The 26,812-nt window shown below is 45.6% G+C and carries 24 protein-coding genes; 12 read left to right on the forward strand and 12 right to left on the reverse strand.

The genetic code is table 11. The annotated features are described in order from the left end of the window. Nucleotides 1–390: 390 nt before the first annotated feature. The 3 genes from ACHZBG_RS05680 to ACHZBG_RS05690 are packed head-to-tail and all read right to left on the reverse strand — an operon-like array spanning nt 391 to nt 2,220. On the reverse strand, nt 391–1,044 hold the full coding sequence (locus ACHZBG_RS05680) for a reverse transcriptase domain-containing protein (RefSeq protein ID WP_320128480.1): 654 nt from the start codon (nt 1,042–1,044) through the stop codon (nt 391–393). Continuing rightward, complete coding sequence (locus ACHZBG_RS05685; protein ID WP_320128481.1) at nt 1,025–1,309, reverse strand: hypothetical protein; 285 nt, start codon at nt 1,307–1,309, stop codon at nt 1,025–1,027. The genes ACHZBG_RS05680 and ACHZBG_RS05685 overlap by 20 nt, the downstream gene beginning before the upstream one ends. Continuing rightward, nucleotides 1,306–2,220, reverse strand: a complete 915-nt coding sequence (locus tag ACHZBG_RS05690; protein ID WP_320128482.1) for a retron St85 family effector protein — start codon at nt 2,218–2,220, stop codon at nt 1,306–1,308. The genes ACHZBG_RS05685 and ACHZBG_RS05690 overlap by 4 nt, the downstream gene beginning before the upstream one ends. Before the next feature lie 610 nt (nt 2,221–2,830). Here ACHZBG_RS05690 and ACHZBG_RS05695 point away from each other — a divergent pair. From ACHZBG_RS05695 to ACHZBG_RS05715, 5 genes are read left to right on the forward strand one after another with little or no spacing between them, the layout of a single operon-like run. After that, nucleotides 2,831–3,937 carry a 4Fe-4S binding protein gene (locus ACHZBG_RS05695; protein WP_320128483.1) on the forward strand — a complete coding sequence of 369 codons (1,107 nt, stop codon included), beginning with the start codon at nt 2,831–2,833 and terminating at the stop codon, nt 3,935–3,937. Continuing rightward, complete coding sequence (locus tag ACHZBG_RS05700; protein ID WP_320128484.1) at nt 3,934–6,246, forward strand: xanthine dehydrogenase family protein molybdopterin-binding subunit; 2,313 nt, start codon at nt 3,934–3,936, stop codon at nt 6,244–6,246. Before ACHZBG_RS05695 ends, ACHZBG_RS05700 begins: the two co-directional genes overlap by 4 nt. Before the next feature lies 1 nt (nt 6,247). Then, a complete protein-coding gene (locus ACHZBG_RS05705; protein WP_320128485.1) occupies nt 6,248–7,057 on the forward strand; it encodes an FAD binding domain-containing protein in 810 nt (269 codons plus the stop codon). Nucleotides 7,058–7,060: 3 nt separating this feature from the next. Then, nucleotides 7,061–7,552 carry a (2Fe-2S)-binding protein gene (locus tag ACHZBG_RS05710; protein ID WP_320128486.1) on the forward strand — a complete coding sequence of 164 codons (492 nt, stop codon included), beginning with the start codon at nt 7,061–7,063 and terminating at the stop codon, nt 7,550–7,552. Nucleotides 7,553–7,562: 10 nt separating this feature from the next. Continuing rightward, nucleotides 7,563–8,891, forward strand: a complete 1,329-nt coding sequence (locus tag ACHZBG_RS05715; RefSeq protein WP_320128487.1) for an amidohydrolase family protein — start codon at nt 7,563–7,565, stop codon at nt 8,889–8,891. On the opposite strand, the gene ACHZBG_RS05720 is transcribed toward ACHZBG_RS05715, so the two are convergent. Beyond that, nucleotides 8,874–9,593 (reverse strand): GntR family transcriptional regulator, encoded by a 720-nt coding sequence (locus tag ACHZBG_RS05720; RefSeq protein ID WP_320128488.1) that lies wholly within the window; start codon nt 9,591–9,593, stop codon nt 8,874–8,876. The genes ACHZBG_RS05715 and ACHZBG_RS05720 overlap by 18 nt on opposite strands. Before the next feature lie 460 nt (nt 9,594–10,053). Here ACHZBG_RS05720 and ACHZBG_RS05725 point away from each other — a divergent pair, with 460 nt between their 5' ends. From ACHZBG_RS05725 to ACHZBG_RS05755, 7 genes are all read left to right on the forward strand, one after another. After that, nucleotides 10,054–11,388, forward strand: coding sequence for a sugar ABC transporter substrate-binding protein (locus ACHZBG_RS05725; protein ID WP_320128489.1), 1,335 nt, complete (start codon nt 10,054–10,056; stop codon nt 11,386–11,388). 75 nt (nt 11,389–11,463) lie between these two features. Further along, nucleotides 11,464–12,360: a sugar ABC transporter permease gene (locus ACHZBG_RS05730; protein ID WP_320128490.1), complete on the forward strand. Its 897-nt coding sequence runs from the start codon at nt 11,464–11,466 to the stop codon at nt 12,358–12,360. Further along, nucleotides 12,357–13,196: a carbohydrate ABC transporter permease gene (locus ACHZBG_RS05735; RefSeq protein ID WP_320128491.1), complete on the forward strand. Its 840-nt coding sequence runs from the start codon at nt 12,357–12,359 to the stop codon at nt 13,194–13,196. The genes ACHZBG_RS05730 and ACHZBG_RS05735 overlap by 4 nt, the downstream gene beginning before the upstream one ends. After that, a complete protein-coding gene (locus ACHZBG_RS05740) occupies nt 13,193–14,383 on the forward strand; it encodes an amidohydrolase family protein (RefSeq protein ID WP_320128492.1) in 1,191 nt (396 codons plus the stop codon). Before ACHZBG_RS05735 ends, ACHZBG_RS05740 begins: the two co-directional genes overlap by 4 nt. An 11-nt stretch (nt 14,384–14,394) precedes the next feature. Continuing rightward, the gene (locus tag ACHZBG_RS05745) at nt 14,395–15,816 is read left to right on the forward strand and encodes an FGGY family carbohydrate kinase (protein WP_320128493.1); all 1,422 of its coding nucleotides are present in this window, start codon (nt 14,395–14,397) and stop codon (nt 15,814–15,816) included. Beyond that, on the forward strand, nt 15,813–16,580 hold the full coding sequence (locus ACHZBG_RS05750) for a fructose-bisphosphate aldolase (protein WP_320128494.1): 768 nt from the start codon (nt 15,813–15,815) through the stop codon (nt 16,578–16,580). Before ACHZBG_RS05745 ends, ACHZBG_RS05750 begins: the two co-directional genes overlap by 4 nt. Nucleotides 16,581–16,606: 26 nt before the next feature. Then, complete coding sequence (locus ACHZBG_RS05755; RefSeq protein ID WP_320128495.1) at nt 16,607–17,659, forward strand: alcohol dehydrogenase catalytic domain-containing protein; 1,053 nt, start codon at nt 16,607–16,609, stop codon at nt 17,657–17,659. A gap of 55 nt (nt 17,660–17,714) precedes the next feature. Here the strand turns inward: ACHZBG_RS05755 and ACHZBG_RS05760 are convergent, their stop codons facing one another. The 8 genes from ACHZBG_RS05760 to ACHZBG_RS05795 all read right to left on the reverse strand — a co-directional run bounded on the left by ACHZBG_RS05760 (nt 17,715) and on the right by ACHZBG_RS05795 (nt 26,790). Next, nucleotides 17,715–18,533, reverse strand: coding sequence for a sugar phosphate isomerase/epimerase family protein (locus tag ACHZBG_RS05760; RefSeq protein ID WP_320128496.1), 819 nt, complete (start codon nt 18,531–18,533; stop codon nt 17,715–17,717). Between the two features lie 19 nt (nt 18,534–18,552). After that, a complete protein-coding gene (locus ACHZBG_RS05765) occupies nt 18,553–19,383 on the reverse strand; it encodes a carbohydrate ABC transporter permease (RefSeq protein WP_320128497.1) in 831 nt (276 codons plus the stop codon). Continuing rightward, the gene (locus ACHZBG_RS05770) at nt 19,380–20,261 is read right to left on the reverse strand and encodes a sugar ABC transporter permease (RefSeq protein WP_320128498.1); all 882 of its coding nucleotides are present in this window, start codon (nt 20,259–20,261) and stop codon (nt 19,380–19,382) included. Before ACHZBG_RS05770 ends, ACHZBG_RS05765 begins: the two co-directional genes overlap by 4 nt. Nucleotides 20,262–20,325: 64 nt before the next feature. Continuing rightward, nucleotides 20,326–21,582, reverse strand: a complete 1,257-nt coding sequence (locus tag ACHZBG_RS05775; RefSeq protein WP_320128499.1) for an extracellular solute-binding protein — start codon at nt 21,580–21,582, stop codon at nt 20,326–20,328. A gap of 41 nt (nt 21,583–21,623) precedes the next feature. Further along, the gene (locus ACHZBG_RS05780) at nt 21,624–22,637 is read right to left on the reverse strand and encodes a Gfo/Idh/MocA family oxidoreductase (protein ID WP_320128500.1); all 1,014 of its coding nucleotides are present in this window, start codon (nt 22,635–22,637) and stop codon (nt 21,624–21,626) included. 145 nt (nt 22,638–22,782) lie between these two features. Then, nucleotides 22,783–23,988, reverse strand: a complete 1,206-nt coding sequence (locus tag ACHZBG_RS05785) for an ROK family transcriptional regulator (protein WP_320128501.1) — start codon at nt 23,986–23,988, stop codon at nt 22,783–22,785. Between the two features lie 185 nt (nt 23,989–24,173). Then, nucleotides 24,174–25,316 (reverse strand): CDP-glycerol glycerophosphotransferase family protein, encoded by a 1,143-nt coding sequence (locus ACHZBG_RS05790; protein WP_320128502.1) that lies wholly within the window; start codon nt 25,314–25,316, stop codon nt 24,174–24,176. Then, the gene (locus ACHZBG_RS05795) at nt 25,309–26,790 is read right to left on the reverse strand and encodes an oligosaccharide flippase family protein (RefSeq protein ID WP_320128503.1); all 1,482 of its coding nucleotides are present in this window, start codon (nt 26,788–26,790) and stop codon (nt 25,309–25,311) included. The genes ACHZBG_RS05790 and ACHZBG_RS05795 overlap by 8 nt, the downstream gene beginning before the upstream one ends. Nucleotides 26,791–26,812: the final 22 nt, after the last annotated feature.

Below are 26,812 nucleotides of genomic sequence, written 5' to 3' on the forward strand. Positions count from 1 at the left end.
TATCGCTGCAGGTTCAAATGGTAGATAACCCTGATAAGACCACCCTGTCGGATGTAATATCTGGCAGGGTCTGTCCCGGCCTAACGAAAACTGTCCCGTTAATCGCAGATTACTGGTCCGTTTCAGCCGGAGAATGTAAAAGCTGGTGAACTGGAATATACTATCTATATCAATCAAATTTTTCATCGGTAAAAACATCATACCCACAGATATATCTATTTTCACATATTTGAACTTCTCCTGCAGGAAGTTGAGCATTCCTGGGTAGGGGACTATTGAAAAACTTCATTGACATATAAACTCCTACACTAGGAAAAACGAGTGCGGAATCAAGGTGAATGCTCAGAAAGACTATGCCTGAGGGGAAAAGAAATATATAAGATGAGTTGTTCAGTTTTCTTGAATTATTTTTTTATAATAGACTTTGCCATACTTCTTGATGAGGTTATTTAGATAACTTGGTTCATTATCACGAATATAACTTATATAACCGTTAAGAATTTGCTTCTTATCAAAATCAAAATCCTTATCAAAAAGAAGGGATCGTATATATCTTTTAATTTTTCTCGGAACTTTAATCTCTTGTTTTTCAGTAATTACAAGTCCTGCAATGTGGTGCGCTTGATTTTTTCGACTGAAATAGGTTTTCTGCTGATTGATCTGTAATAACCAATCGTTCCTCTTCAAATAGTCAGTCACATCATTGCAAAAATCGTTACGTTGTTTGTATGAATTTGTAGAAAACCATAAATCATCGGCATATCGCGTATAACTTGAAGAATACCGTGCTGCATAACCCATGAAATAATCATCAAACTCTTTCATAATGATATTTGAAATGATGGGAGAAGTAGGAGATCCAATAGATAAATAATAACTCATGTTGGTATTTCTAAAGCAAATTTTTTGAATTATGCTTTGATCATAATCATCCAATTCAATATTTTGTATTTGTAAAGATCGAAAAAGCATATTTGATGAAACAGAAGGGAAAAAATGGGCAAAATCAAGATGCACGGTAAATTCATAATTTAAATGTCTCATTGCGTTTTTTTTTTAGTGGACTTGAAAGACCTTTTTGATAGCCAAAGGTCGACATTTTATTGATACTACATGAAGAAAAAAAACAGTTCAACAAACAATACTGAAGCATTTTGGTAGATTTGGAAGGCTGAAATATTACTCTCTTACCTTTTCCATTTTTTTTATCAATGGAAAATTTGTAATAGCTTACAGGAGCTTTTTCAATCAATGATAATAAATCATCAGTCTGCAATTGAGTATATTGTTTCAACAATTCTAGTATCATATTTTCAGATTCTCCTCTTTAATAAAACCAAAATACTGATTCATTCGTTCCTTATCATGTTTCAGATATTCCTGTAATATAATTGCACGTATCTTAGAAGAATCATCACTCTTTAGCCGAAGAGCTTTTTTCTCAGTCGCAACAAGAAATCCCCCAAACTCCCGAAAGTAATTTAGAGAAAGACATATACTTATTATTTCTTCAATAGTCGTCCTTTCAATTTTTGTAAGCAGATTAAAAACTTTCACAAAATCCTTTAAAGAAATTGGAGTAAGAATTCGTAAAACTTCTGAAACAAAAACCATCTTTATTCGTTTAGGATAGATACTATCATTACACAAATCACTGGCTTTCTCAAATCTACAAAATTTATAATTCTTTGGAAGATTATCTTGTAATTTAGCAATTAGGGGTTCTGTAATTTCTAAGAGTGCTTCTTTTGTTTTAAAAAAAATCTCTCCTTTAAAAGTAGATAGTTTATTAATTTTCTGAATAGGACCCTTGTTTATAAAGGATTTCTTACCCTTGAACTGCTTGTCATTTACGATTAGCAATTTTTCAACTAGGGTCTTATGGTTGGCGAAAGCCCCAAGTTCTGCAAAAGCACTTTCGGATTCCAAAATAATGATAATACAATCAGAGTAATCACCTAATATATTTTCCTGCGTAAGCAAATCATCTTCGGAATCATTTTTACCCGAAATATCATCAGCAATAATAAAATCATAAGCATCAGCATAATGCTGAGAAAAATGCTCTTTAAGTTGGAATCTTCCACTTTTTTGACTATCCGTTGAGACAGCTCCACAGAGAAAAATATTATCTTTCTGTGGGGGTATTCCAATTCTTTTCTCTATAAAATAGCTTTCTAAAGCTGGCAATATCGTTTTTTTATATATTCTAATATCCATAATTATTACTAAATAGGCTGAAGTATAATTTTCCTTACAAAGCATCAGGGCGGTTGTCTAATGGGAAATTGCACAAAAAGAAAAGGTTTCTTCTTGTGCAATTTCCCATTAGACAACCAGCACAAAGAAACCAATTCTATTATTCTAAGTGGCTTAACACCACTCATCTTGCGAAAACAAGAAAAACTAAGAAAGCATTATACTCCAGCGTCATTAGCATAAACCAAAACCATAAATTTTGCAAAACAACTTTTAATAAAATATAAAGCAATTTAAAATAACCAATGATCCTAAGTCATGTATAAATTAATTTCGCCTCCCCCATCTTAATCATTTCCATTATTGCATCAACTTCATATTTTTTAACAAAACAAGATAGTTATATGAATTATTTATAATAGGAAGCATTTCGATAACGTGGTAATCACTTATTATTTATTTTTACAAAACACTTGGCAACCAAACTTAGGAAACCCTCTATAAATGCAGTCTCAAATATCTGACTATACACCTAAAGCAAAATTATTGATTCTAGCACGATAGTGGGATAAAGATGCATCTTGTATATACAAGATATATCTGGTATGGTACATTGTATCAGGGAGGGAATATGGCCACCGAAGAGAAGCGCCTGGAAACAATCCTATTCGACATGCACCTGCAAAGCCCCTTCATCCTGGGCTCAGGTCCCCTCTGCCATGATGCCAATTCCCTGATCGCTGCCCATAAGAATGGAGCCGGGGCCGTGGTAACAAAAACCCTTCGCGCCAATCCTGCCATCAACCCAATCCCGCATATCTGCTCCGTTTCCAAGGACAAAACCCTCATCAATGCAGAAAAATGGAGCGAACTTCCTTATCAGACTTGGGTGGATACAGAAATTCCGAAAGCCTGTGAATCAGGGGTAATAGTCATCGCAAGTATCGGGCATACCCCAGAAGAAGTTCAGCTCATCGCTCCATTGGTCCTGCAAGCAGGAGCAAAGGCCCTTGAATTGGTCTCCTACGATGAACGAACCATGCTGGATATGGTTTGCAAAGCAAGAAAACTTACCGACAGGCCCATCCTGGCAAAGCTCAGCCCGAATTGGAACGCTCCAGAGACTCTGGCCCTCCAACTGGAAACCAAAGGAGTTTCAGGCTTCACAGCCATGGACTCGGTAGGACCTGTCTTGAGGATCGACATTCATACAAGACGCCCTCTGGTCGAGGGCGAGAATGGAAGGGGCTGGCTTTCCGGTCCGGCCATCAAACCGATCATCCTCCACCATATAGCAGAGCTGGCTTTTCAAACCAACTTGCCCATCATTGGACTGGGAGGAATCGAAACAGCAGAGGATGTCATAGAGATGACCATGGCTGGAGCCCAGGCCATCGGTTTGTGTTCAAGCTTGATGACCCATGGCCTCGATTATCTTCCTCTGCTCATACGCAGAACCCTTGAACTCCTCGATCTGCTGGGCTACGCCACCTTGGCCGAAATACAAGGTGTTTTTCTTTCGGAAATACAAAAAGAAAGGCCCTCCTATCATTTCCAATTCACCCAAGAAAAATGCATCGGTTGCAACCTGTGCAATCTTGCCTGCCCCTATGGTGCCCAATACACCGGGAAATCAGGATTTTCCCTTAAAAAAAACCTCTGCCACCTCTGTGGATTATGTGGTTCCGTATGCCCGACAAAGGCCCTTTCCTTTCTACCGACAGGAGCCTTTCTATGAACAATTCCCCTAATCTCAGATTTGCCGGACAGCCTCTTGTACGCAATGATGCCAGAGCCAAGGTAACCGGCAAAGCCTTGTTTGGAAATGACCTCAACCTGGCCAATCAACTGTATGCCAAAACCGTCTATTGTTCCTATCCAAATGCCATCATCGAATCCATCGATTGCAGTGAGGCAAGAGCTCTGACTGGAATGGTTGCCGTAATTACCGCCCAGGATGTACCGGGGGATCCAGTCATGTTTGGGCGTTTTCCTGTCCTGGTACAGAATCACGTGAAATTCATCGGCGATGGCATTGCCGTGGTTGCCGCAGAAACCTTGCAAGCAGCCACTCTGGCAGCACGGTTGGTGAAAGTAACCTACAAGCAAATACTCCCCCCTATCCTGGACATTGCCTCAGCCAAGACCGGTAGCCTGGGAAAAGTCCATGAAGACAAAGCAGACAATATCATTGAGGAATCACAATACCATTTGTTCGATGGAGACGTAGACAAGGCTTTTTCCACAGCCTCCAGGATTCTCCAAAGGACCTATCAAACTGGTTTTGTTGATAATGGCTACATTGAACCAGAGTCAATCATCGTATCCCATGACCCAAATGCCAACACTCTGTTGGTACAAGGCACAACCCAAAACCCCTATAGTGTCCGATCCGCGGTAGCGGGAGTACTCGGCTGGCCCTTGAATCGGGTACGGGTAATCCAGAGTGCAATAGGAGGAAGCTACGGAGGGAAGGATGAATCAGCGATGATTCTGGCTGCTCGAGCCGCAATCCTGGTGCTTAAAACGGGAAGACCCGTAAAAATGACCATGGAAAGGGATGAAAGTTTTTTGGCCAGCAGCAAACGACATCCCTTTATCTCGGACTATCGCATCGGGCTTTCCGAATCTGGGGAAATCCTGGCCATCCAATCCAACCATGAAGTCCTGGGAGGCCCGTATAACAAACAGGCCAGGTATGCGAACTGGAGGGCAAGCATCCATGCCGCAGGTCCCTATCGGGTTCCCAATGTCCATACCACGATTGAAGCCTTGTATTCCCATACCATATACGGTGGTGCCTATCGAGGATTCTCTGCCCCGCAGATTACCTTTGCCATTCAATCCCTGGCCGATGAATGTGCACAGATTATGGGGATGAATCCACATCAGTTCCAACTGATGAATTGCCTCAAACCCAACGATATGCTCCCTACCGGACAAACCTTACATGCAGATGCCTTTCCCGCCAATCTGGCCCAACTCATCGACGCCGTGTGCGAAAAGACCTCCTTTGACAAAAAATGGCAGCAGAACAAGGAAAATCAACACCAGGGAGAAATGCTCTCTGGAGTCGGTTTGAGTGTATCTTTCAGGGGTACGGGCCTGGGAGGAGAGGGAATCGATACCGGTTCGGCAACCCTTACCATAGACCTTGACGGATACGTGCAACTCACGTCGGGGTTTTCAGAAATGGGACAAGGAATATCCACTACCCTTTGCCAGATAGCCGCCGAAGAGTTGGGCATAGATATACGAAACATCTGTTGGGGTACCACCGATACCGCCGCAAACATGGATGCAGGTCCTACCGTTGCTTCCAGGGGACTTGTCTCCGGGGGCAATGCGGTAAGAAATGCAACAGACCAATTGAAGAAACGCATCGTAACGGCCCTCAGTGAGGACCTGCACTGCCCCCCGGGTGAAATCGAGTTCCACGACGATTACCTATGGGTACAAAAAAACCGGAGTCTCTCTTTCAGACAAGCAGTAGAAATTTGTCTGGGCAAGAAAGGAATATCCCTTTCCTGCGTGGGTTGGACCTCCCTGGGTTCCCATAACTTTGATCCGGCAACGGGAAAAGGCGATGCCTATCCCTCCTATCTCTGGGGCGCGACCGTCGCAGAGATTACCGTCGATACGGGACTGGGGACCTTGCAGGTCAAAAAACTGACTTGTGCCGTGGAATTGGGAAAAGCCATAAACCCCCAGATTGTTCGAGGACAGTTGGTAGGGGCTTCCGTCCAGGGTCTCGGTTATGCTCTCACCGAAGAGATGGACATCCACAATGGCTACCTGCATACCAAAAATTTCGACGCTTATTTGATTCCCTGTTCCGTGGACGTCCCACCAATCGACATTCTCCTCTTTGAAACGGACGACAAGGTAGGTCCCTACGGGGCAAAAGGCATCGGGGAATTCGGTGTTGAGATGATTGCCCCGGCGATAGCGAATGCCTATGCAAATGCTACCGGAAAACGTATCCGGGAACTCCCACTCAACGCTGAACGCATAGGGCAGACCATGAAAGATAAGGATACCCCCTGATATGGAACAAACCCATTATTACCGGCCGACAACCCTGGAGGAAACACTGCACCTCCTTGCTACAGAACAGGCCTCCCTTCTTGCTGGAGGAGTTCTGCTTGTTCCCTTTATCCATTCCCAACGACTCAACAGACCAGCAATCATTGATATCTCGGCAATCCAAGAATTGAGAATTCAAGTGGAAAAAGATGGCAAGTTGCACATCGGGCCCCTATGCACCATGACCCTCCTTGCAAACTCACAAAACCCCGTACTGGCAAAAGCCTGTTCGTTGGTGGGAAATCTACAGATTCGCAACCAGGCAACCCTGGGGGGGAATATCCTCAGCGGAGCCCGTTATTCCGATGTCGTCCCTGCCCTGCTTCTGTTGGATTCCTCCCTGGTTTTCCAAAGCCTTTGGGGTTCGCGGACCGTAGGTCTTGCGTCCTACCTTGCACACAAGGACCAGAGAATCAAGAAAGCTGAATTACTTGTAGATATCATCGTGACTCCCTTTCCCCCAAAAAGCCCTTTTTTCATTACGAAGGTGGCTAGAAAACAAGCCGGGACAAAGGCTCTCGTAACGATATGCCAAATCGCCAGACAGGAAGGAAATCGGGTTTCGGATTATCGTCTTGCCCTGGGATCGGCAACACCGCTTCCTGCACGACTGACAGAGGTGGAATCCCTATTGGTAAATCCGAATACCCGAAAAAAAGGAATGTTGGAACTTGAGACTTGGTTGGCAGAAAACCTTGCTGGAAAAGAGTACAAGCAACGTGCAATCTATACGACGGTAGAGCGTGCCCTTATTGATCTACTAGGAGAATAAACCATGGAAAACAACCTTCAGACTGTACATTGCACGGTCAACGGAAAACCAATAACCAAAGAGGTTGCACTTACCGACCGTTTGCTCGACCTGTTGAGAAATCAATTGGGGCTTACCGGGACCAAGGAAGGTTGCGCCATCGGAGAATGCGGAGCCTGTACAGTCTTGCTGAACGGGGAACCCGTACAGTCATGCATGTTGCTCGCCTTGCAGGTGGAAGGAAAACAGATACTGACCATCGAAGGTATTTCGGGACCAAATGATACCCTGCATCCGATACAACAAGCCTTTCTTGATGCCGGTGCCGTTCAATGCGGTTTCTGTACTCCGGCAATGGTACTCAATGCCTATGCCTTGCTCATGAAAACCCCCCACCCGGAAGAAACGGATATCAGACAAGCAATATCGGGAACTCTTTGCCGATGTACCGGATATTCCCAGATTATCGAGGCAGTCAGCCTCGCCTCACAACGGATGTATCCATCCAATCAATAGGAGGATTAGGATGACCAACATTATAGGTGCCAGCTATGTCATCGGGCCTGAAGGCACAATCCTTGAAAAAGGAGGCCTCGTATATCAGGACGATACGATTCGTATGGTGGGTACGTATGAACAATGCCTGAAAACCTTCCCCGAGAGCCCAAAACAGTTCTTTTTCCAAGCCGTGCTTGCCCCTGGATTTATCAATGCCCATATGCATCTCTATGGGGTACTTGCCCATGGCTTGGTCTCTCCTGTTCCCCTTACGGGATTCAGTGGCTTTCTCAATGATTTTTGGTGGCCGTATATCGAAAATCGTATAGACGAGGAATTGCTGGGCCCTGCCGTACAACTTGCTGCCCTTACCTTGTTGGAGAGTGGGGTGACCACTGTATGCGATGTACTGGAAGCCCCGAATATGCATGAAACCGGGCTTGAACTGGAAGCCAAGATATTGCATCGGCTGGGGATGCGTGCGGTATTGAGTCTGGAAGCCTCCGAGCGAATTTCTCCCGAGAATGGAATGCAATGCCTCCAAGCCAATGCCCGATTTATCGAAGCTCATCGAAATGATTTACTTATTTCTTCCCTGCTTTGCCTTCATACTGCCATAACTTGCCCTGAATCGTTTATACAAAAGGCGATTTCCCTGAAAAAGGAAGTAGATTGCGGCCTCCAGCTCCACTTGAATGAAAGTTCCTATGAACCTCTCTGGTGCCAAGCTCATCATGGCAAGAGAACTGCGCTTTGGTATGGGGATATCGGATTGCTCGGGGAAGATTTGCTCGCAGCCCAATGCGTCCAGCTTTCTGACAAGGAAATTGCAACCCTGGCGGATCACAAAGTCAGAGCTGTCCATGTACCCCTGAGCAATTGCGAAGTAGGAGGAGGCATCGCCCCCATTCCCAAACTTCTGAAAACCTCTATTTCTGTTGGGTTGGGTACCGATGGATATGTAAATAATTTCTTTGCAGTCATGCGAGGGGCATTCCTCATACACAAGGGATACCTGGAGGATGGTTCGGTCATGCCCGCAAAAACAGTCTGGGCCCTGGCCACCGAAGAAGGGGCAAAAGCCGTATATGGCAGGGAAGCAAGAAATGGCAGCCTGCAAAAAGGGTATCTTGCGGATTTTCAGGTTATTTCTGTGAGGAGAATTCCCACCCTCATTACCAAGGATAATATTTGGGAACAGGTATTGCTCTTTTGTGATCCACAGGACGTACGGGAAGTATGCATAGGTGGAACATGGGTAAAACAAGGGGGAAAACTTCTGACAGGCAACCTTGGGGAAGCAACAAAAGCTTGCAAAAAAGCAGCAGGCAAGTTGTGGTCAAGAGAAATGCAATAGCATCGAGAGATCCATGATCCCCGGATTGAAATTAATCTTGATATACCCCATGCATTCGTCATAGACGTTGTAATAAACTTCCTGCCAACAAAGCAAGGGAGTTTCAGGGGGAAGACCAAAGGAACTCGCAATCAAGGGATTGGTCTCCGCACGTTGCCAGGAAATGACATGTTCGCTTTTCATCTTGCAGTGGGTAAGAAAAAATTTGTTGATATTGTCATGATACTCACCTGGCTCGGGATATACCTTGATGAACCCCATATCGATGCAAACCGTGGTATGTATTGCCAGGCTATCGTCGGCAAAAAAATCCTGGTCGAAGGTAACATAGGAACGTTCCCTGGCCCCAGGAATGCGAAGCTCCATCTCTTCTGTCCCAAAAGTTTCCCTCCAGGCAGAGCGAGTCAAATGAACCCGATACCCAGAATGTTCCAGCAACAAGCGAAAATTTGAATCAACGTCAAAACGCATGGGAAGACGGGCTACGGCGGGATGACCGAAACTTCCCTTTCCTCTCCACTTGGAAATCAAGCCTTCCCTATATAACTCAGTCAAAGCCTTGCGAATGGTCCCCCTGCTCATCTTGAGTTTCTTGGTGAGAACCGGTTCCGACTCCAATTGATTGCCATGGGGAGGCATTGAGGCAATTTCATTTTCCAAATATTGCTTGGCTTGTATATAAAGGGGGACTTTCTTGTTCACCGTACCAGTATATAACAGGAAAAGATTGCTTTCAACTAAATCTGCCACAACAGATTCCAGCAAAAGGAATTTCTCGCAAAAGAGGAAACCCTGCTCTTTTTCAAAATGCAACTATCTTGCCTTTCCAGAAACAATATTGCTTGCAAATTGCTCAATGTATGCATTTTGCATAAATATTCCGCAATTCAACTTTTATTCTTGACAGACGATTTTGTTTCAGCTAGTGTCATGTATATACAAGTTAATTTCCAACGCCCCTTTTGCTAGGAAAAATGGGTTTTATACATATCGTTTCAGAGCCCTGATTGAAAAAAGTGAACCAGCCTAGGCTGGGATCTCCTCTTTTCACCAGAAAAACGACCTTTGCTTGATTTCCTTGCAATTGTGTTTCCTGGGTTTAACCAAATACCAGGAAACCTTTTAATACATTTGCCTTGAAAAGGCATTTCGGGAGGAAGCTATGAAGAGATTTGCTTGTGTACTGTTCCTACTGCTATCCGTAACGTTTCTCGGCTTTTCCAATGGAACCAAGGAACCCGTAACACCGAAAGACAATTCAAGTCTTCCGTACAAAGGAGTTGATCTTACAGTTGCCGTTTGTGCTGAGCAATATGCCGATTATCTGAATCAATTGGCAAAATCGTTCAACGAGAAAACAGGAGCCAATGTTAAGGTAGATGTAATCGGGTATGTGGAATTATACCAGAAGATCACCCAGGACTATGCTTCGGGAACCAAACTGTATGACTTGGCTACCGTGGATATCATGTGGTCCGGCGAATTTGCACAGAAGGGCTATACCATGGACCTGACCGATTTGATAGCCAAGGACAAAACGGAAATCAATACCGATGACATTATCCCTGTCATGTGGAAAATTGGCTCCTGGGATGGCAAGCAGATTGCCTACCCCATGGCTGGTTATGCAAACAGCCTCATCTACCGCAAGGACCTGATCGAGGATCCTACGGAGCAAAAAAACTTCAAGGCAAAATATGGCTATGACCTGACAGTCCCCACCACGCTTACCCAACTGAAGGACATTGCCCAGTTCTTTACCAGACCTGACCAAAACCTCTATGGCTTGGTGGCCAACGGGGCAAGGGGCTCGGCAGTTGCCCAGGACTGGATGGAATATATGCGTGCCTTTGGCGGTTCCTTGTTTGACAAGGATGGAAAAGTCAGCATCAACAGCAAGGAAGCCAAGGCATCCCTTGAATTCTTTGTCTCCATTTTCGATAAATATGCACCTCCGGGAGCCATCGGATACTGGTGGGATGACCGCGAGACCTCCTACAGGATCGGACAATCAGCTATGGAATCAAGCTGGAGCATAGCCCGTGCAGGCTACGAGGATCCAGAGATTTCCAAGGTAGTAGGCAAAACCGGCATGACGGCCCTGCCCAAGATCGAGACGAAGGATTCTCTCTACGGTGTCGGTGGTTGGGGCATTGGCATCAACAACGATATCGATGCACAGAAAAAAGATGCCTCCTGGGCATTCATCAAGTACATCACCAGCCAGGCTGAACAAAAAGAATGGATGATGCATGATGGAGCCCCCATCAGGTATTCCACCTTGAACGATCCTGAACTTCTGAAAGCCAAGCCTTGGCTTCCTGAAATGCTGAATGTATTCGTCAATGGGGATGGAGACTATCGTCCCCGTGGCCCCCAAGCTACGGAAATCCAGAATATGCTTGGCCTACGGGTCAACCAGGCAATAACCCATGAATTGACAGTGGATGAGGCCTTGAAGGCTGCCGAGAAGGATTTGATTGCAATAATGCAATAGTATCCCATCAAGAATCTTTGGATCGTTTCCTCTCTTTTAAGAGGGGAAGCGACCCATCTCAATAAGGAAGCATACGTGTCAATCTCACATAAAAACCATTTCTTACGACAGTATAAAAACCGCATTGTAGTCTTTCTGATTCCCCTGACCCTCTACATGTTGATTTTCTTTCTCTATCCCATCTTTTATAATATCTACATCAGTTTCTTCTCCTATACCCTCGGGGGAGAAAAAACATTCAACCATGGAAAGAACTACCAATTGCTTCTCCAGGACTCCCAGTTTTTGGCCTCCTTGGGTACCACTGCCATCTTCATCGTTGCCACGGTGGCAATCGAATTATTGCTTGGACTTTCCATTGCCTTTTTGCTCAACAAGGAAAATAAACTATTTACGGGCATACGCACCCTGATCCTGCTTCCTACCGTATTTCCCCCTTTGGTTGTCGGGTTGATATGGAAAGCACTGTACCATCCCGATCTTGGCCTGATTACCTATTACCTGCGGTATCTCGGGGTCAATATCGGTAGAGGACTTCTGGTAGAACGGCATCTTGCCCTTTTTGCCATCATCATCATCGATGTCTGGGAATGGACCCCACTGGTGGCAATCATGCTGCTCTCCGGCTTGAAGAGCTTGCCCAGGGATCCGTATGAGGCAGCAGTCATCGATGGGGCCAATGGATTCCAACTCCTTTACTACATCACCCTTCCCTTGCTCAAACCAACCATCCTCATAGCAATACTGATACGCGCCCTCGACTCCATGAAAGCCTTCGATACCATCTTTGCCACTACCAACGGAGGTCCAGGGACAGCTACCACCGTGGCAAACCTTCGTATCTATGAAGTAGGCATCCAACAGTCAAACATAGGATACGCCTCGGCCCTCTCCAATGTATTGCTCACTTTGGGCATCTTGCTGGGAGCCTTGTTTATCCATAACCTTTACAGTGAGGATAAGAAAAAATGAACATGACCCACACCACTCGAAAAAATCTGGGGCAGGTCCTGCGAATCCTGCTGGTTACGCTTTGTGTGATTTTTTTTCTGTTTCCCATTATCTGGTTGCTCGAAACGTCGCTGAAACTGAAAATCGACATGTTCACCCTACCTCCCAAATGGATTGGGTTCACCATGACCTTGAAGAATTTCACCTATGTTTTGAAAACGATGCCGGTACTCACCTGGGGCAAGAACAGCTTGCTCATCTCCCTGGGCACCATGACCCTTTCGCTCGTTCTTGGAGTGCCTGCCGGATATGCCTTTTCACGGGTAAAATTCAGGGGGCGCTTTGCCTTGTTGATTTTCTTCTTGCTTGCCAGGACACTTCCCCCGGTAACCCTTGCCCTTCCTTTCCGGGTATTGATGTTGAACATGGGACTTTTCGGAACCCGCCTCTCGGTAATTCTCATCGATACCATCTATGATGCTACGTTTACCGCCTGGTTGATGTCCGGTCTGTTTGCAAGCATTCCCGAAGATTTGGAGGAAGCTGCCATCATCGATGGATGCACCGCTTTTACGGCATTCTTCAAGGTAATACTTCCCCTCAGTCTCCCCGGCCTGGTTACGTCGGCCTTGTTTGCTTTCATTTACTCCTGGAACGACTTTATATTCGCAATGACCCTTACCTCCCCCAAAACAGCAACCTTGCCGCTGGGAATGCTCAGCACCTCGGGTATGCTCAGTGTAGGCTGGACCTATATGGCAGCCATGGGCGTCTTTGCCATGCTTCCCGTCCTCTTGCTTTCCCTGTTCTTGCAAAAGTACTATGTAAGCGGGCTGACTCTCGGAGGCGTGAAATGAAGTGGTATACCAACGGAAATCTCTTCCTGGGAAAATCCTTTGACCTTTTGGGACCGGGTTCCTTTGCCGTCGAAGACGGGAAGATCGTTGCCATTGAAAAAGGCAATAGACCGGAAGGCCTCGATTTGCAAGGTGCCTATGTCATTCCTGCCTTTGTCAACGGCCACTGTCATCTGGCTGACACAGGAGCAAAGGAAATGGGAATCGGGTTGAGCGTGGAAGCGACCGTAACGCCACCCAATGGCCTGAAGCACCAATACCTTCGCTCCCTTTCCGAAGAAAGTTTGATTTCCCTGCTCAGGGAAGGAATGGAAGAGATGCTACGCAATGGCATCTGTGCCTGTGCCGACTATAGGGAAGGAGGGGTCAAGGGAATTGAAGCCCTTCGAAAGGCCCAGACGGGATTGCCCCTGCAGGTTCTTGCCCTGGGACGCCCCTTGGCCGATTCCACCCAGGATCCTTTGCTTGGCGATAAGGAACTTCACCAAATTCTTGAGCTGGGCGATGGCTTGGGAATCCCTGGCATCAACTCCTTTTCCAGGGAAACCTTGCTTCATATGCGAATACTGGCAAAAAACAAGTTGTTGTCGATTCATATCAGTGAATCTCCCTCGGACTATCGACAAAGACTTGCCCGAAAGGAAGTAAGTGAAGTGCAAAGAGCCTTGGAGATAGGAACAGATTTTTTGGTGCATCTTACCCATACGGATGAAGAGGATATTGCCTTGTTGCAAGCCAGTGGACAGCCAATAATCTGTTGCCCACGGACAAACTGCCTTCTAGGAGATGGTATTCCCCACTTGGAAGAGTTCGAGAAGGCAGGACTCTTCTGGGGACTGGGCACCGATAACATGATGTTCAGCAGTCCTGACTTATTTCGGGAACTCGATTTTGCAAGTCGGATAACCCGAGGAAGAACAGAGAGACCGTCTTGCCTCGGTACCGATTTATTGAAACAAGCGACCTGGATGGGATCTTCGGCCCTCGGCCTGGAAAAGCGAATGGGAACCTTGGAGGTGGGAAAAGATGCAAGTTTCCTTGCCCTGGATTCACATTCCCCCGCTTTTTCCCATAGCCGAAATATTCAGTCAAGCATCATTCATCGAGCCGGTCCCGCGGACATTGCCTGGTTTATCTGCAATGGGATTGAGGTAATCAGGGACCATCAGTTTCTGTTTGCATCCTGAGGAGAGGCCATATGTTTTTAGGTTTGGATATTGGAACAAGCAGCGTGAAGGCGGCCCTCTTCGACGGAAAGGATTTTAGGACCGTCAAAACTTTTTATGCAAACGGAGCCGACCAGAAAGTTTTGGACACGAGTATTCTTCGTGAAGCCATTGTCTCCGTTTGCCAAAAACTATGGACAGAATTGAACGTTTCCCCACAAGAAATCGAGGGAATAGGGCTTTCTGGGCATGGCCCGAGCATTGTATTCATTGATCAAGATGGCAAGGAGCTTTCCCCCTTGGTTACCTGGCAGGATAACCGGGCCGAACAGGAAGCCAGGGAACTGGCAACCCTGATACCCGGCTTTTCCAAGGACGGGACCTCCTATGAAGCAAAACTCCTTTGGTTCCATCGACACGAAAACCAATATTTCGAAAAAGGCTGCACGGCTCTCTACCCGAAGGATTACCTGCTATATCTGCTCTGCGGGAAACGAGTGGTCGACTCCTCCACAGCATCGACCTTTGCTTTCTATGCGCGTACCGAAAAAAAGTGGAACGAAGCGTATGTACCGGTCCCTTGTTCAGTATTGCCCGACATTGTCGATTCCTGGGTGGAAACAGGAAAAACAGGGACACCGTTCAGCAAACTCTGCGGTTTTTCCGACACAACTCCCCTGTTTCCAGGAGGAATCGATGCATATTGCGGAGCCGTGGGAGCCGGGGCGGTACAGGAAGGGATCGTGGTCGAGGAAACAGGGACGTCAGCTTGCCTTTCCCGTTGCTTTTCCTCTCGCAAGGGCCATGATGACCATGTCTTACCCACTCTTTCCTTGACCATGCAGGTCATCTCACTTTCAGGGGGAGCCTTCGAATGGTTTTCAAACCTGATGGGAAAAACCGATATGAGGGCCTGGCAAGAGGCAGTCGACCCAGCAAGGCCCGAAGCCTTGCTCTTTCTCCCCTATCTTATCGGGGAACGGAGCCCTATCTGGGACAAGAAAGCCTCCGGTGCATTTCTGGGATTGCGTGACACTACCTCCGATCAAGCATTGTTCCAGGCAGTCATGCAAGGAACAGCCTTCTCCCTGTACCAGAATATCCTGATCTTGGAAAAGGATTCTTCTACCATCGAGGAAGTACGGATGGTGGGAGGAGGTTCCAAGGATGCCAAATGGAGCCAGATGAAGGCAAATATAACAGGAAAAACGTATCTTGCCATGCAAGAGACGAATGCCGCGGCAACAGGAGCTGCTTTGGTTGCCGCATTTGGATCAGGCTCGCTCACGCTCGAACAGATACCTAGCCTGGTACCGGTATCGGCAAGATTTGAACCGGATAAACAGGCGCATGAACTATATATAAGACTATTCAGGCAATATGAAGCTGCCTATGGCAATTTGGCTTCAATAATGCACGCATTATCAGATATTCAAGAGGAGATACGACAATGAGAAGAATGGACAGAATTTTCCGTAAGGATGGAAAAACGGTTATCGTTGCAATCGACCATGGGATGGGACTTTCGGTAAATCCTGCATTGGATGATTTGGGACATATATTGCAACAGGTAATTGCCGGGGGTGCCGATGCACTGTTACTCCCCTATGGAGTAGCTTGCAGGTATGAGGATATCCTTCGCGACGTTGCCGTTATCATTCGCATGGACGGCGGAACCTCCCAGCTGGGTTCCAATGTCGATGGGCCTTCCTTGCTTTTTTCCATGGAGGATGTCTTGCGTATCGGCGCCGATGGAGTGGCCTGCATGGGGTTCCCGGGCACAGTCTTTGAACAGAAGACCATCGAAAACCTCTCCCTATTGGCAAGTGAGGGAAAACAATGGGGAATCCCAGTGGTAGCAGAGATGCTTCCTGGCGGTTTTGGATCTGAACCACCCAAGACAGTGGAGAACATCCGCCTGGCCGCCCATATCGGATGCGAACATGGAGCCAGCATCATCAAGACTACCTATGCAGGGACTCGCGAGGAATTCAAGAAGGTGGTCGACGCCTCCTACCAGCCTCTCGTCATCCTGGGCGGGGAGAAGACCAAGGACCTTACGGATCTGTTCGAATGCATAGAGAATGCAATCTCGGTAGGGGCCGCAGGGGTCGCCATCGGAAGGAATGTATGGAAACACCCAGATCCGAAGGCAGTGGTCGAAGCCTTGGTCGAGCTCGTCCATGGAGGAAAGACTGCCAAGGAAATAGTTCTGTGAAAAAATCGGATACAGGGAGTATATATATGGAAACATTGCCCAAGAAAATGAAAGTCGTAGCGGTAGAGGAAGTCGGAAAGGTATCAGTCAGGGAAGTGCCGATGATCCAGCCTCTTCCCGGGGAGATCGTGATCAGGATTCAACATTGCCTGCTTTGTACCTGGGAGCAACGTATATTCAATGGAATGTCCAAATCGTCCTATCCCTTTATCCCGGGACATGAAGTCTCCGGACATGTAGCGTATATCCCGGAGGATACGGTAACTTCCTTTTCCGTCGGAGACCCTGTGGTCATGAAAACCCTGGATAGCTGTGGCCATTGCGAGGCCTGTTATCGCGGAGATGACAACCTTTGCACAGGCAAGACGAAAAAACGAGTGTATGACGGAATTTCGGGAAGCGGTGGGCTTGCCCAGTATATTTGCTTGCCGGTAGCCCGTGTTTATGCACTTCCCGATCCAACTATGGATCTGCGGTTTGCTGCCTTTGCAGAACCCCTGGCTTGCTGCATCAATAGCATCGAACAGGCAAATATCACCTTATCTGAGGATGTCGTGGTCGTGGGCGCAGGTATCATGGGACAATTGCATATTGCCTTGGCAGTAAAGAGAGGGGCACGGGTGTTGGTCGTGGAGATAGACAAGGAACGAGCCGAGCTGGCAAAGCGCATGGGCGCATCAGTGGTCATCAACCCCCTTGAGATCGATGCCAAGGCAGAAATTTTGCGTCTTACGCAAAATCAGGGAGCCCACGTGGTGTTCATAACCACCACCATGGCTTCATTGGCCCAGGAATACCTCGGAGTTTTGAAAAAACGGGGACGAATCGTCTATTATGGATCCTTCCACCCTGATCTCGACATCACCATCAATCCCAATGCCATTCACTATTCCGAAAAAATCATTACCGGTTCCTATAGCCCGACAAGCAAAGCTTTCTGGATCGCCTCCAGATTGCTGAGTCTTGGTATCATCGATGTTTCCCCGTTCCTGTCAGGGGAATATGACATCGAGGATGCCCAAAAAGCTTTCGAACATTCCGTTAGGCCAGGATCCTTCCGGGTGTTGATCAACCTGTAAAAACAGATAGAGGGCAAGGAAAAAATCCTTGCCCTTTTTTTATATCATAGACTGTTCAGATCAATTGCTCCAGCAACTTCTTTGCCTCCAGAATATCCTTGATCTGTTCATCCCCTGAAATTTCCCGTTCAATGGTTATGGAACCGTCATAGCCCAGTTCTTTCAATTTGGCTATGAGACGGGGAAAATCGACCTTTCCCTTGCCCAAGGGAACTTCATCACCCAGATGATGCCCATCGGTAGGATATTTCCCGTCCTTTCCATGGACTCCCTTCACATACTCTCCGAAAACATCCAGGGCATCCAAGGGATTCGCCTTGCCATACATCAACAAGTTGGCAGGATCAAGATTGATGCCCACATGTTCGCCTCCCAGGTCCTGTAACACCCGTTTCAAGGTAACAGGGGTTTCCTGCCCGGTCTCAAACAAGAAGCACTGATCATTCTCCTTGCATTTTTCCACCAACATCCTCAAGGAGGCCAGTACCTCTCCATATTGGGAATCATTGGGATTCTCGGGCAGGAATCCTGCATGAGTAACCACGTCCTTCACGCCGATCAGTTTTGCAAAATCGCAACCTTGCAACAAAGTCTCCAGGCGTTGCCCCCTATAGGCTGCCGGAACCAAGCCCAGAGTTAGGGGCCCATCATAGAAGTCCCATACCTTCGGTCCATTCCAGCCACACCAGAAGGCAGTAATCTCCACGTGTTGAGAAAGAACTGCCTTGCGTATTTTTTCTGCCATGCCTTCATTCAGGGCAAGGGAATCCCAGCAGACCAACTGGCAATTATCCATTCCCATGTCCCTTACTTGGGCAAACTTCTTTTCAATATCGGTATCCTTCGTCATCAATACGATCACACCAATTTTCATAGTTTCTCCTTATTGAAAGTCAACCCTTGACCGAGCCGGCTGTCACTCCACTGATAATTTTCCTCTGCATCAACGCAAAGAATATGAGACTGGGAATCATGGACATCACGATACCGGGAAGGGCATGTTCCCAATCGGCCGTCTGGGCTGAAAACCGCATATACAACGAATTTTGTATATTCATGGCCGCAACCTTCCCTCCTACTATCAATTGGTTGGTAATGATATCGTTCCAGGTTGCCAAGGCATCCAAGACAATGACCGTTACCAAGATAGGTTGCAATAAAGGCAGGACAATCTGCACATAGGTCCTGATTTTTCCGGCTCCGTCTATGCAAGCCGATTCCTCCAGCTCATAGGGAACTGTCTTGACAAACCCATGGATCATGAACACTGCCAAGGGGACACATAGCCCTGTCGATACGAGTATATATCCTATCCGGGTTCCTGATAGCCCTACTGAACTCACAATCCTGGTAAGGGAAATCATATACGACTGGAAGGGCACCATCATTGGTATGATGATGGCAAGCAAACAAAACTTGCTGAAACGTGACTTGGTCCGCGAAAGCTTATAGGCACTCATCGGGGCAACCAGAAGCACCAAAAGGACCGTGCTTACCGTGTACAATACAGTATTTCCCATCAGGTGGGTGAACCCGAATTTATTCCAAGTCTCGAAGTACATGGACAGGGACCATTGCTTGGGCAGAGCCAAGAAATGCTGCAACATATCATTATAGGGCTTGAAGGAGTTGATGAAGATGAGGATCAACGGGACGAGCCAGAAGAAAGAGGCTACCATCACCAGGATTTTTCCGATCGGCATTGGTTTACGATGTTTTATCATGCCTCTACCTCCTTGCTTTTAGTAATTTTCATTTGGATGAGAGTTACCAGCAGGACAAAAACCACAAAGATGAGGGATTTGGCAGTGGCAAGTCCATAATTACTCTTCGTAAAAGCTTCCTTATATATATTATAGGCTACCGTTACCGTCGAATTTGCCGGACCACCCTTGGTAAAGACCAGGATGATATCGAACAGCTTGAAAGCAAAAGTAAGGGAAGTAAGCAGACATATGCTGATGGCGGGCATGATCATCGGGAGGGTCACATGCCTGAATCGCTGGAAAGGATTCGCTCCATCGATGGTTGCAGCTTCAAGCAACTCCTTGGGGACGGACATCAATCCGGCGATGTAATTGATCATATAAAACCCCAGGGTCTGCCAGACCGTCATCACTACGATGACAATGAAGGAGTAACTGGGAATGCCTAACCAGCTTATACCAAACACGCTGGCTCCGGTAAGTGCATACAAAGCATCAAACCCTGGTCCCAGGATAAATTTCCAGATAAGTCCGATTGCCGTCAGGCTGATGATATAGGGAATGTAATACAGGGCCCTTCCCAGATTCGAGAACGTCTTGTTCTGTTGCAAGGCAAGGGCAACAGCTAAGGAGGCTATATTGACGATGATGACATAAAACAGGGAAAACTTGAGTGTAAAGAGTGCCGATTTCCAAAAGAGGGAATCATTGGCAAAGGTATTGATGAAATTGGATAACCCGACAAAGACCATTGACTTGCCGATACCATTCCAGTCAAAAAAAGAATAATACAGGTTCATCAAAAACGGTATATCGGTCGCAAAGAGCACAAAGGCCAGGGCAGGAAAGACGAATACGCCGAAAATCAGTTTGTCAGTTATGGTTTTTTGTTTCATTGTTTTTATTTTAATCGGATGGTGGCCATCTTCCAAGAGAGGAAGACAACCACCAAAAACTCAGTTATCTAGCAGCATCCCAGAATTGCTGAAGACTCTCGATAACATCCTTTTCGGACATCTGGCCGATCATATACGCCTGTAGATCCCCGCCAAGAAGATCATAATACCCAAGGGGGGTACTGGTATGAATCCAGCCATTGGTTTTTCCCGCCGTAAGGTAGGTGCTTGCATCATTGGCAAGATAACCCCTGATCTTCATATCCGTCTTTGCCCCAGGCACAGCGCCGACACCATCGCTCATCCATTTGAGACCTTCGGTGGAAGAAAGAATATATTCCTCATATTCCTTGGCCAAGGCCAGGTGTTTGGAATTCTTGTTCACGATGTAGGTCCAGTTACAAGAGGACAGAAGAGTGGCATCATTGGGATCTTCACTTACAGGGAAGGGCAAGAATGCAAGATTTGCATCAGGATTGAACGAATCCAGCGTCGATTGGCACCAATCTCCCATATGGATGATGGCTGCCTGATTATTTGCAATCTTGTTTTCGGAAGTCTCCCAATCGACTTCAAGGGGTTTATTGACGCCATATTTCATTACAAGATCCAGGAACCGAAAAAGATTAGGTAAATTCTTCATGTCGGCAAATTTCAGTTGTCCGTCATTCAATGCCTCCACTACTCCTTTTGCTCCCAATTTCTTGTCCATCATGAAATGAGTGGCAACCTGCCCGAGAACCCAGGTTTCCTTGGAAGCGAGGGCAAAGGCCGGTATGCCTTGCGCTTGCAATTTGATACAGGCCTGTTCAAGTTCATCCATTGTCTGGGGCAAGGTAGTAATTCCAGCTTTGGCAAACAAATCCTTGTTGTAGATCAAACCCATATTCTCAAAGGTCCAGGGCAGGGACATGACCTTTCCCTGTGCATCAAGACCGGTGTCCAAGGCTGATTGCTTGAATTTGGCCAAGACGGCGGCATCATTGGACCAATCATAGGCATATTCGTAGTAATTTCTCGCTTGGGTGCCTGACTCCACATCGAAAACATCAGGGATATCGTTGGAGTTTACCCTTGACTGGAGCAATGCCTGACTGTCATTGGGGGCGTGTTGTACTTCTACTGTAACTCCAGGGTGACTGGCCTCGAATTTCTTGACCATTTCTGCATATTGGTCCAAGCCGTAGGCATGGGCATCGAAAACCTGGAGAACAATTCCACCCTCCCCGGATTCGGTACTCCCTGTAGCTTTCTGTCCATTTGCCGAGATTCCGACCAGGACACAAACCAAAACCATGAACGATGCAATCCATTTTTTCACAATTTTCTCCTTTTCAATCTTCTGTGGAAGATTGGATATCCTCATTCGTCCACGAGCGATTGCTCATAGAACACCAATCGTACCGCTTCGACTCCGTCCTCAAGGGTAGCCTGTTCAATGGGCAAATCCTTGAGTAAGCAGCCAATGAAATATTTGACTTCCTGATAATAAGGTCCGAGGCTTTCGATATTGAGACCGGTGTCTTCTTTCTGGTACTCGGTTTCCATGACGGTCAAGGGATAGAGGATCTCCCCTTTTTTTGGCTTGAAAGCCAAGGTGGGTTTTCGCCTACTGCTGAATTCCAGGGTGCCTTGTTCAAAGGATGCTATAAAATATGCTTCAAACGGAAGATCCGGAGATACATCCCAAAGAGCTTCGGCTGATGCCGGAATGTCACCAAATCGATAATCGGTACGCACATGGTTTATCAAGCCGCTCGCCAGTCGATCTGCCTTGACAGAAAGAGACGAAGGCACTCCCAGCAGGTACCGGAGAAAGTCCACGTCATGAACATGGAGATCGAGCATGACAGAACCGCTCTTTTTCTCGTCATGGAACCAATCCTCGAATCCCCAAAGGACATCCCCACCTTTGCGTCCCATCTCTATTGTCTGCAACTTCCCGTATTTTTGGGAGTCCGTGACCTTCTTGAGATATTTATATTCCTCAAAGAATCGAAGGACTTGTCCGACCATGACTTTTACGCCCGTACGATTCTGCGCTTCCATCAATCTCTTGCAATCTTTTTCGGTAATACAGACGGGTTTTTCTATGAGAACAGCCACCCCTTTGTCCATGGCCCTGAGCGCATGTTCTGTATGCAGGTAACTGGGAAGACAAATATGTACGGCGTCAAGTTCCTCGGTATCGATCAAATCAAAACCCAATGAATAGGTTGTGGCTTCAGGCCATAGTTCCTTGGCTTTGTCCAAGAAATCCTTCCGACAATCGGCCAGGGCAACGACTGCAACCTCATGGTTTTGGGACAAGGCCTTCAAGGCCTTATTATGCGTATTTCCCATACCACCACATCCTATCAGTCCAACCTTCAACACGACTCACTCCTTTAATTAATAAGTCCACTGTCTTTACTAATTAAATTAATTGTAGGACTAGGTCGTTGTTTTGTCAATCTTTATCTTTTTGTTTTTACAGACACTGAAATGACATCAAGTTACGACAGATAAAGATCTTTAAACATCAGCCTATGAACAAAGAACTGTCGGTAACATCAGAGAAGTCATAATAGGTATCGAAGAAATAGCGCATTGCACCTTTTAAATAGGCATTGCTATCCAGATTGGTGTACCGGATGAGCGTAAAATCTGACATCTGGCTGAAACCTTGGGCATGTAGCGAAGTCTGGACCTGGGTAAGAAACAGTTCTCCCAGATGCTGGCATTTGCCTCCCAGTATGATAAGTCGGGGGTTGATGATGCATACCACATTCCGTAAGGCCTGGGCAAAATCGGAAGCCAAGGAAATGACCACTTTTTTTGCTGTCTCATTTCCTTCTTCAATAGCCACTCCCAAATCCTCATAGGTCAGGTATTCAGGGAGAGCCCCATCGGTTCCATCAGAGAATTCCCTGAAACGTGTTGACAAATTGCTCTCACCAATTTCATTTTCCAGGCATCCCCTGTTTCCGCAAGCACAAGCGACCCCTTGGGGGTTCACTGAATAATGACCAAACTGTGTAAAGGCACCGTTTGCTTTCCCCAACATATTTCCTTGGACGAACAGGGTTGCCCCAATACCGATATTAAAGTTTATGAAGGCAAAGTCCTCTACTTTGATCGTTGTATAGATCTTCTCGGCATAGGCATAGCAAGCGGTATCCTGAAGAACTGCAAACGGATATTGTTTGCAAGCCTTATGGACGTTTTCATACATCGCATTGGCATCATGGTCATACATTCCCAAGGTAGTTGAATAGAGAACATTATGAAAGGAGTCTATCATTCCTGGCAGGACCAGACAGCATACCAAAATCTTATCCTTGAAGGCCTTCCTTGCACAGATTGCCTTCAGATTCCTGCTCGTCACGGAAACGAATTGATCTTTATCGGAAATCTGCTCAACCTGCGTGAAAACAGTCTCTCCGTTGAGATCAAGGACCTGGAAATCTATGGTATTTCTGGTCCAGGTGATTACCGGGACAAAATGACTTCCCTGTCTTACAAATAATGAAGAAGGACGTCTTCCTACCGAAGTGGTAGCTTGTTTTCCTGTATCGACGATAAAAGACCTTTGAATGAGTTCCTCAACCAATGAGGATATGGTGGTCTTGCTCAAGGAAAGTCTCTTTGCAATTTCTGCACGAGAAATACCTGCTTCATCCCATATGAGAGAAAAAACAGCTTTCATGTTTTTTGCTTTCATTACTTGTTGATTCAGCAGTTCCAATTATCTTCTCCCTAAATGCCCGAATTACATAGGTATCCTCATAGAAACAAGGAATCAGTATCCTCAACATAGCAAAACGTACCAACTTTCCCTATAGTCTCTGGATTATAGCATACTTTATCTGTTCCTGCCTCGGGGAAGCAAAAGTGTCAACAAATCCAAACTATCCAAAAGATATTTTGTGTCTAGTGAATTTTCTCAATAATAAAATTACAAGTATCTTCACAGGCATGGCCTGATTCATGGGTCTTGTAGAAAGAGAGTATTTCTTGGCAATTCTGCTTGCTATCTCGATTCGGTAGATCACAAAGTATCGATACCAAGTCATTTTGTGACTGGGCAATCCAAAATGGAGATGTATCAAGATCAAAATAGAACGTCCGGTCATGTTCAAGATAACTCTCCCTATCATCCTGGAATAAAATAATCGGACGACTGGTCAAGGCAAAATCACCAACACTTGAAGAATAATCAGAAATCAAGATATCAGATACCTGAAGCAAGTCAGCCATATCCTCATAATGAGATACATTCAAGATTTTTTCTGATTCAGGAATTCCGCTTAAGCCTACTACTTTGTTATGGGCACGAACCAACACTTTCCATCTTTCTCCTGTACTCTTTTCCAAGAAAGCAAGAACCTCTATCAAGTCTATTTGTTGTATTGCTTGATCCTGCTTTGTTTCCGAAGCTTTGCTCCGTAACGTTGGGGCATAGAGAAGATATTTACAAGAAGCATCAAGATGCAGTTCCTTTTTTTTCTGAAGAATTGTTTCTACATCAATATCTATCAATTTATCATTCCGAGGGGTTCCTGTCTTAAGGATTGCTCCTGTATATCGGAAAGCAGAACGAAAAATTGATTCACCGAAATCGGAACCCGCAATCGCTAAATCACAAGTTTTGGTTTCAGGCAATTGGTCTTTCTTGGTTCTTGGCCGACAATCATTCAATATCTTTTTAAATCCTCTATCTCCATGCCAAGTCTGGATATAGACCTGATTTTTTCCTTTATATGCCCAATAAGGTTGCGTATCATTAAAAACCCAGACACGTGACGTTGCAAGTTCATAGATGGCACGAAGACTCCATCGTTTTACACCCTGTATATATTGCGGCAACATAACCTGTTTTTCTTTTGGATCATTGAATAGCCAGACTTGCTTGGCAGATGGATATAATTCATGCAATCGTTCGGATATTGCTTTGGGATTATCAGAATAGGTTCCCCCAGAAAAACTACAAAACACAACTTTTCGATGATCCAAGGGAAGCAAAGCATGAAGGCAACGCATCAAACATAACTGAAGTTTTATTTTGTTATTCATTGACCTTTCCTGCTTTCTTCCTTTTTAATATTTCTAGAGTACCCTTAATTGAACCCTTATTTGACAAATATACAATTACAAGAAAAACAAAAAGCACAACTATCTTGTAAAGACTGTTACGAAGGGAAAGGACGCTGGCAAAACGGGTATAGCTAAAATAAAGTCCAACACCAAGGAACAATACAGTAAGCACTGTCAATTTAATAAAATACCAAAGGCTATACCCTATCTTGGTAAATTTATTTGCAATCAAGACAATGATACCCACACGCAGTACCATTGAAATAGCATCAGCGGCAACTGATCCATACATTCCATATTTCTTGATCAGAAAGTAGGACAAGACCACATTCACCAGACTACTGGAGACCGTTGCAGTGAAGATATATTTGGAAGCCTTTTTATAATAAAACAAAATGTTTATATAAAAATAGTACGGTGTCTTTATGGAAAAAGTAATCACAATCAAAGGAACCAATTTCCACGATTCCTGATATTGGGAACTGGCCATAAGAGAAATCAATTCCTGGCAAAAAAGCCCTACACAAAGGAAGAGGAAACTATAAAACCAAACCAAGACATTGGATAATTCCACTATTTGTTCCCGATCCACTCCCTTTTTATTCATTTGTTCATAAAACCATGGCTGGAAAGCTGCATTCACGGAACTCTGGATTAAATCAGCAAGAGAACCGAACCTGCTTGCCAGACTAAAAAGACCGACAGTGGCCAATGAAGACGTCCCGTTGATAAAAACCCGGGAAACGAACTGGGCTATCTGAGTCGAAAGGTTATGAGGAATAATTGGAATGGAATAGCGAAGGGTTTCTTTTAAAATAGTCTTATCAATGCAGAAACGAACCAAATGTAAACGTTTCAGGTCAATAAGCATCCAAATACAAGCAAAAGTGCTGGAAATGACAAGGGAAAGCAAGACCCCATTCGCTCCCCATCGCAGGAAAGCGACAAAGACAATATTCAGCAGGACTTGTAAAAGAAAATAGGAAATGCTGACAAGTGCTGATTTTTTTGCCTCTTGCATTCCCTTCAGGATATTCTGGTAAAGGGTATAAAGGCTGGTAAAGATCAAAGCTATCAAGGCCATGAATACCGAAGGATAAAAATCAATTCCCTGGAACAGGAACAACGATAAAACTTTCCTAAGCAATAAGGCCAAGATAAAAAAGACGCACCCTGAAAGAAAAACAAAGCAGATAATCGTTCCAAAAAACGTTTTAACTTTTTCAGGATCCTGTTTGTAATCAGCATAAAATCGAATAATGGCAGAATACAAGCTAAAAGCAATGATATAAGTGGACACCGATGAAAAACTTGCTAGTAAGTTAGTTACCCCATAATCGGTAGTAGTCAGAAAGGCTGTATAGAGAGGCAGCAATAAGAAGTTGAAGGCTTTCAACAAGATATTGTTAAACGTATAGATGAGTGAGTTTTTGAGAACTTTTTTATTCGTCATGCAAAATAACCCCTCAATACAC

This window comes from uncultured Sphaerochaeta sp. (assembly GCF_963676625.2).
Lineage (GTDB): Bacteria > Spirochaetota > Spirochaetia > Sphaerochaetales > Sphaerochaetaceae > Sphaerochaeta.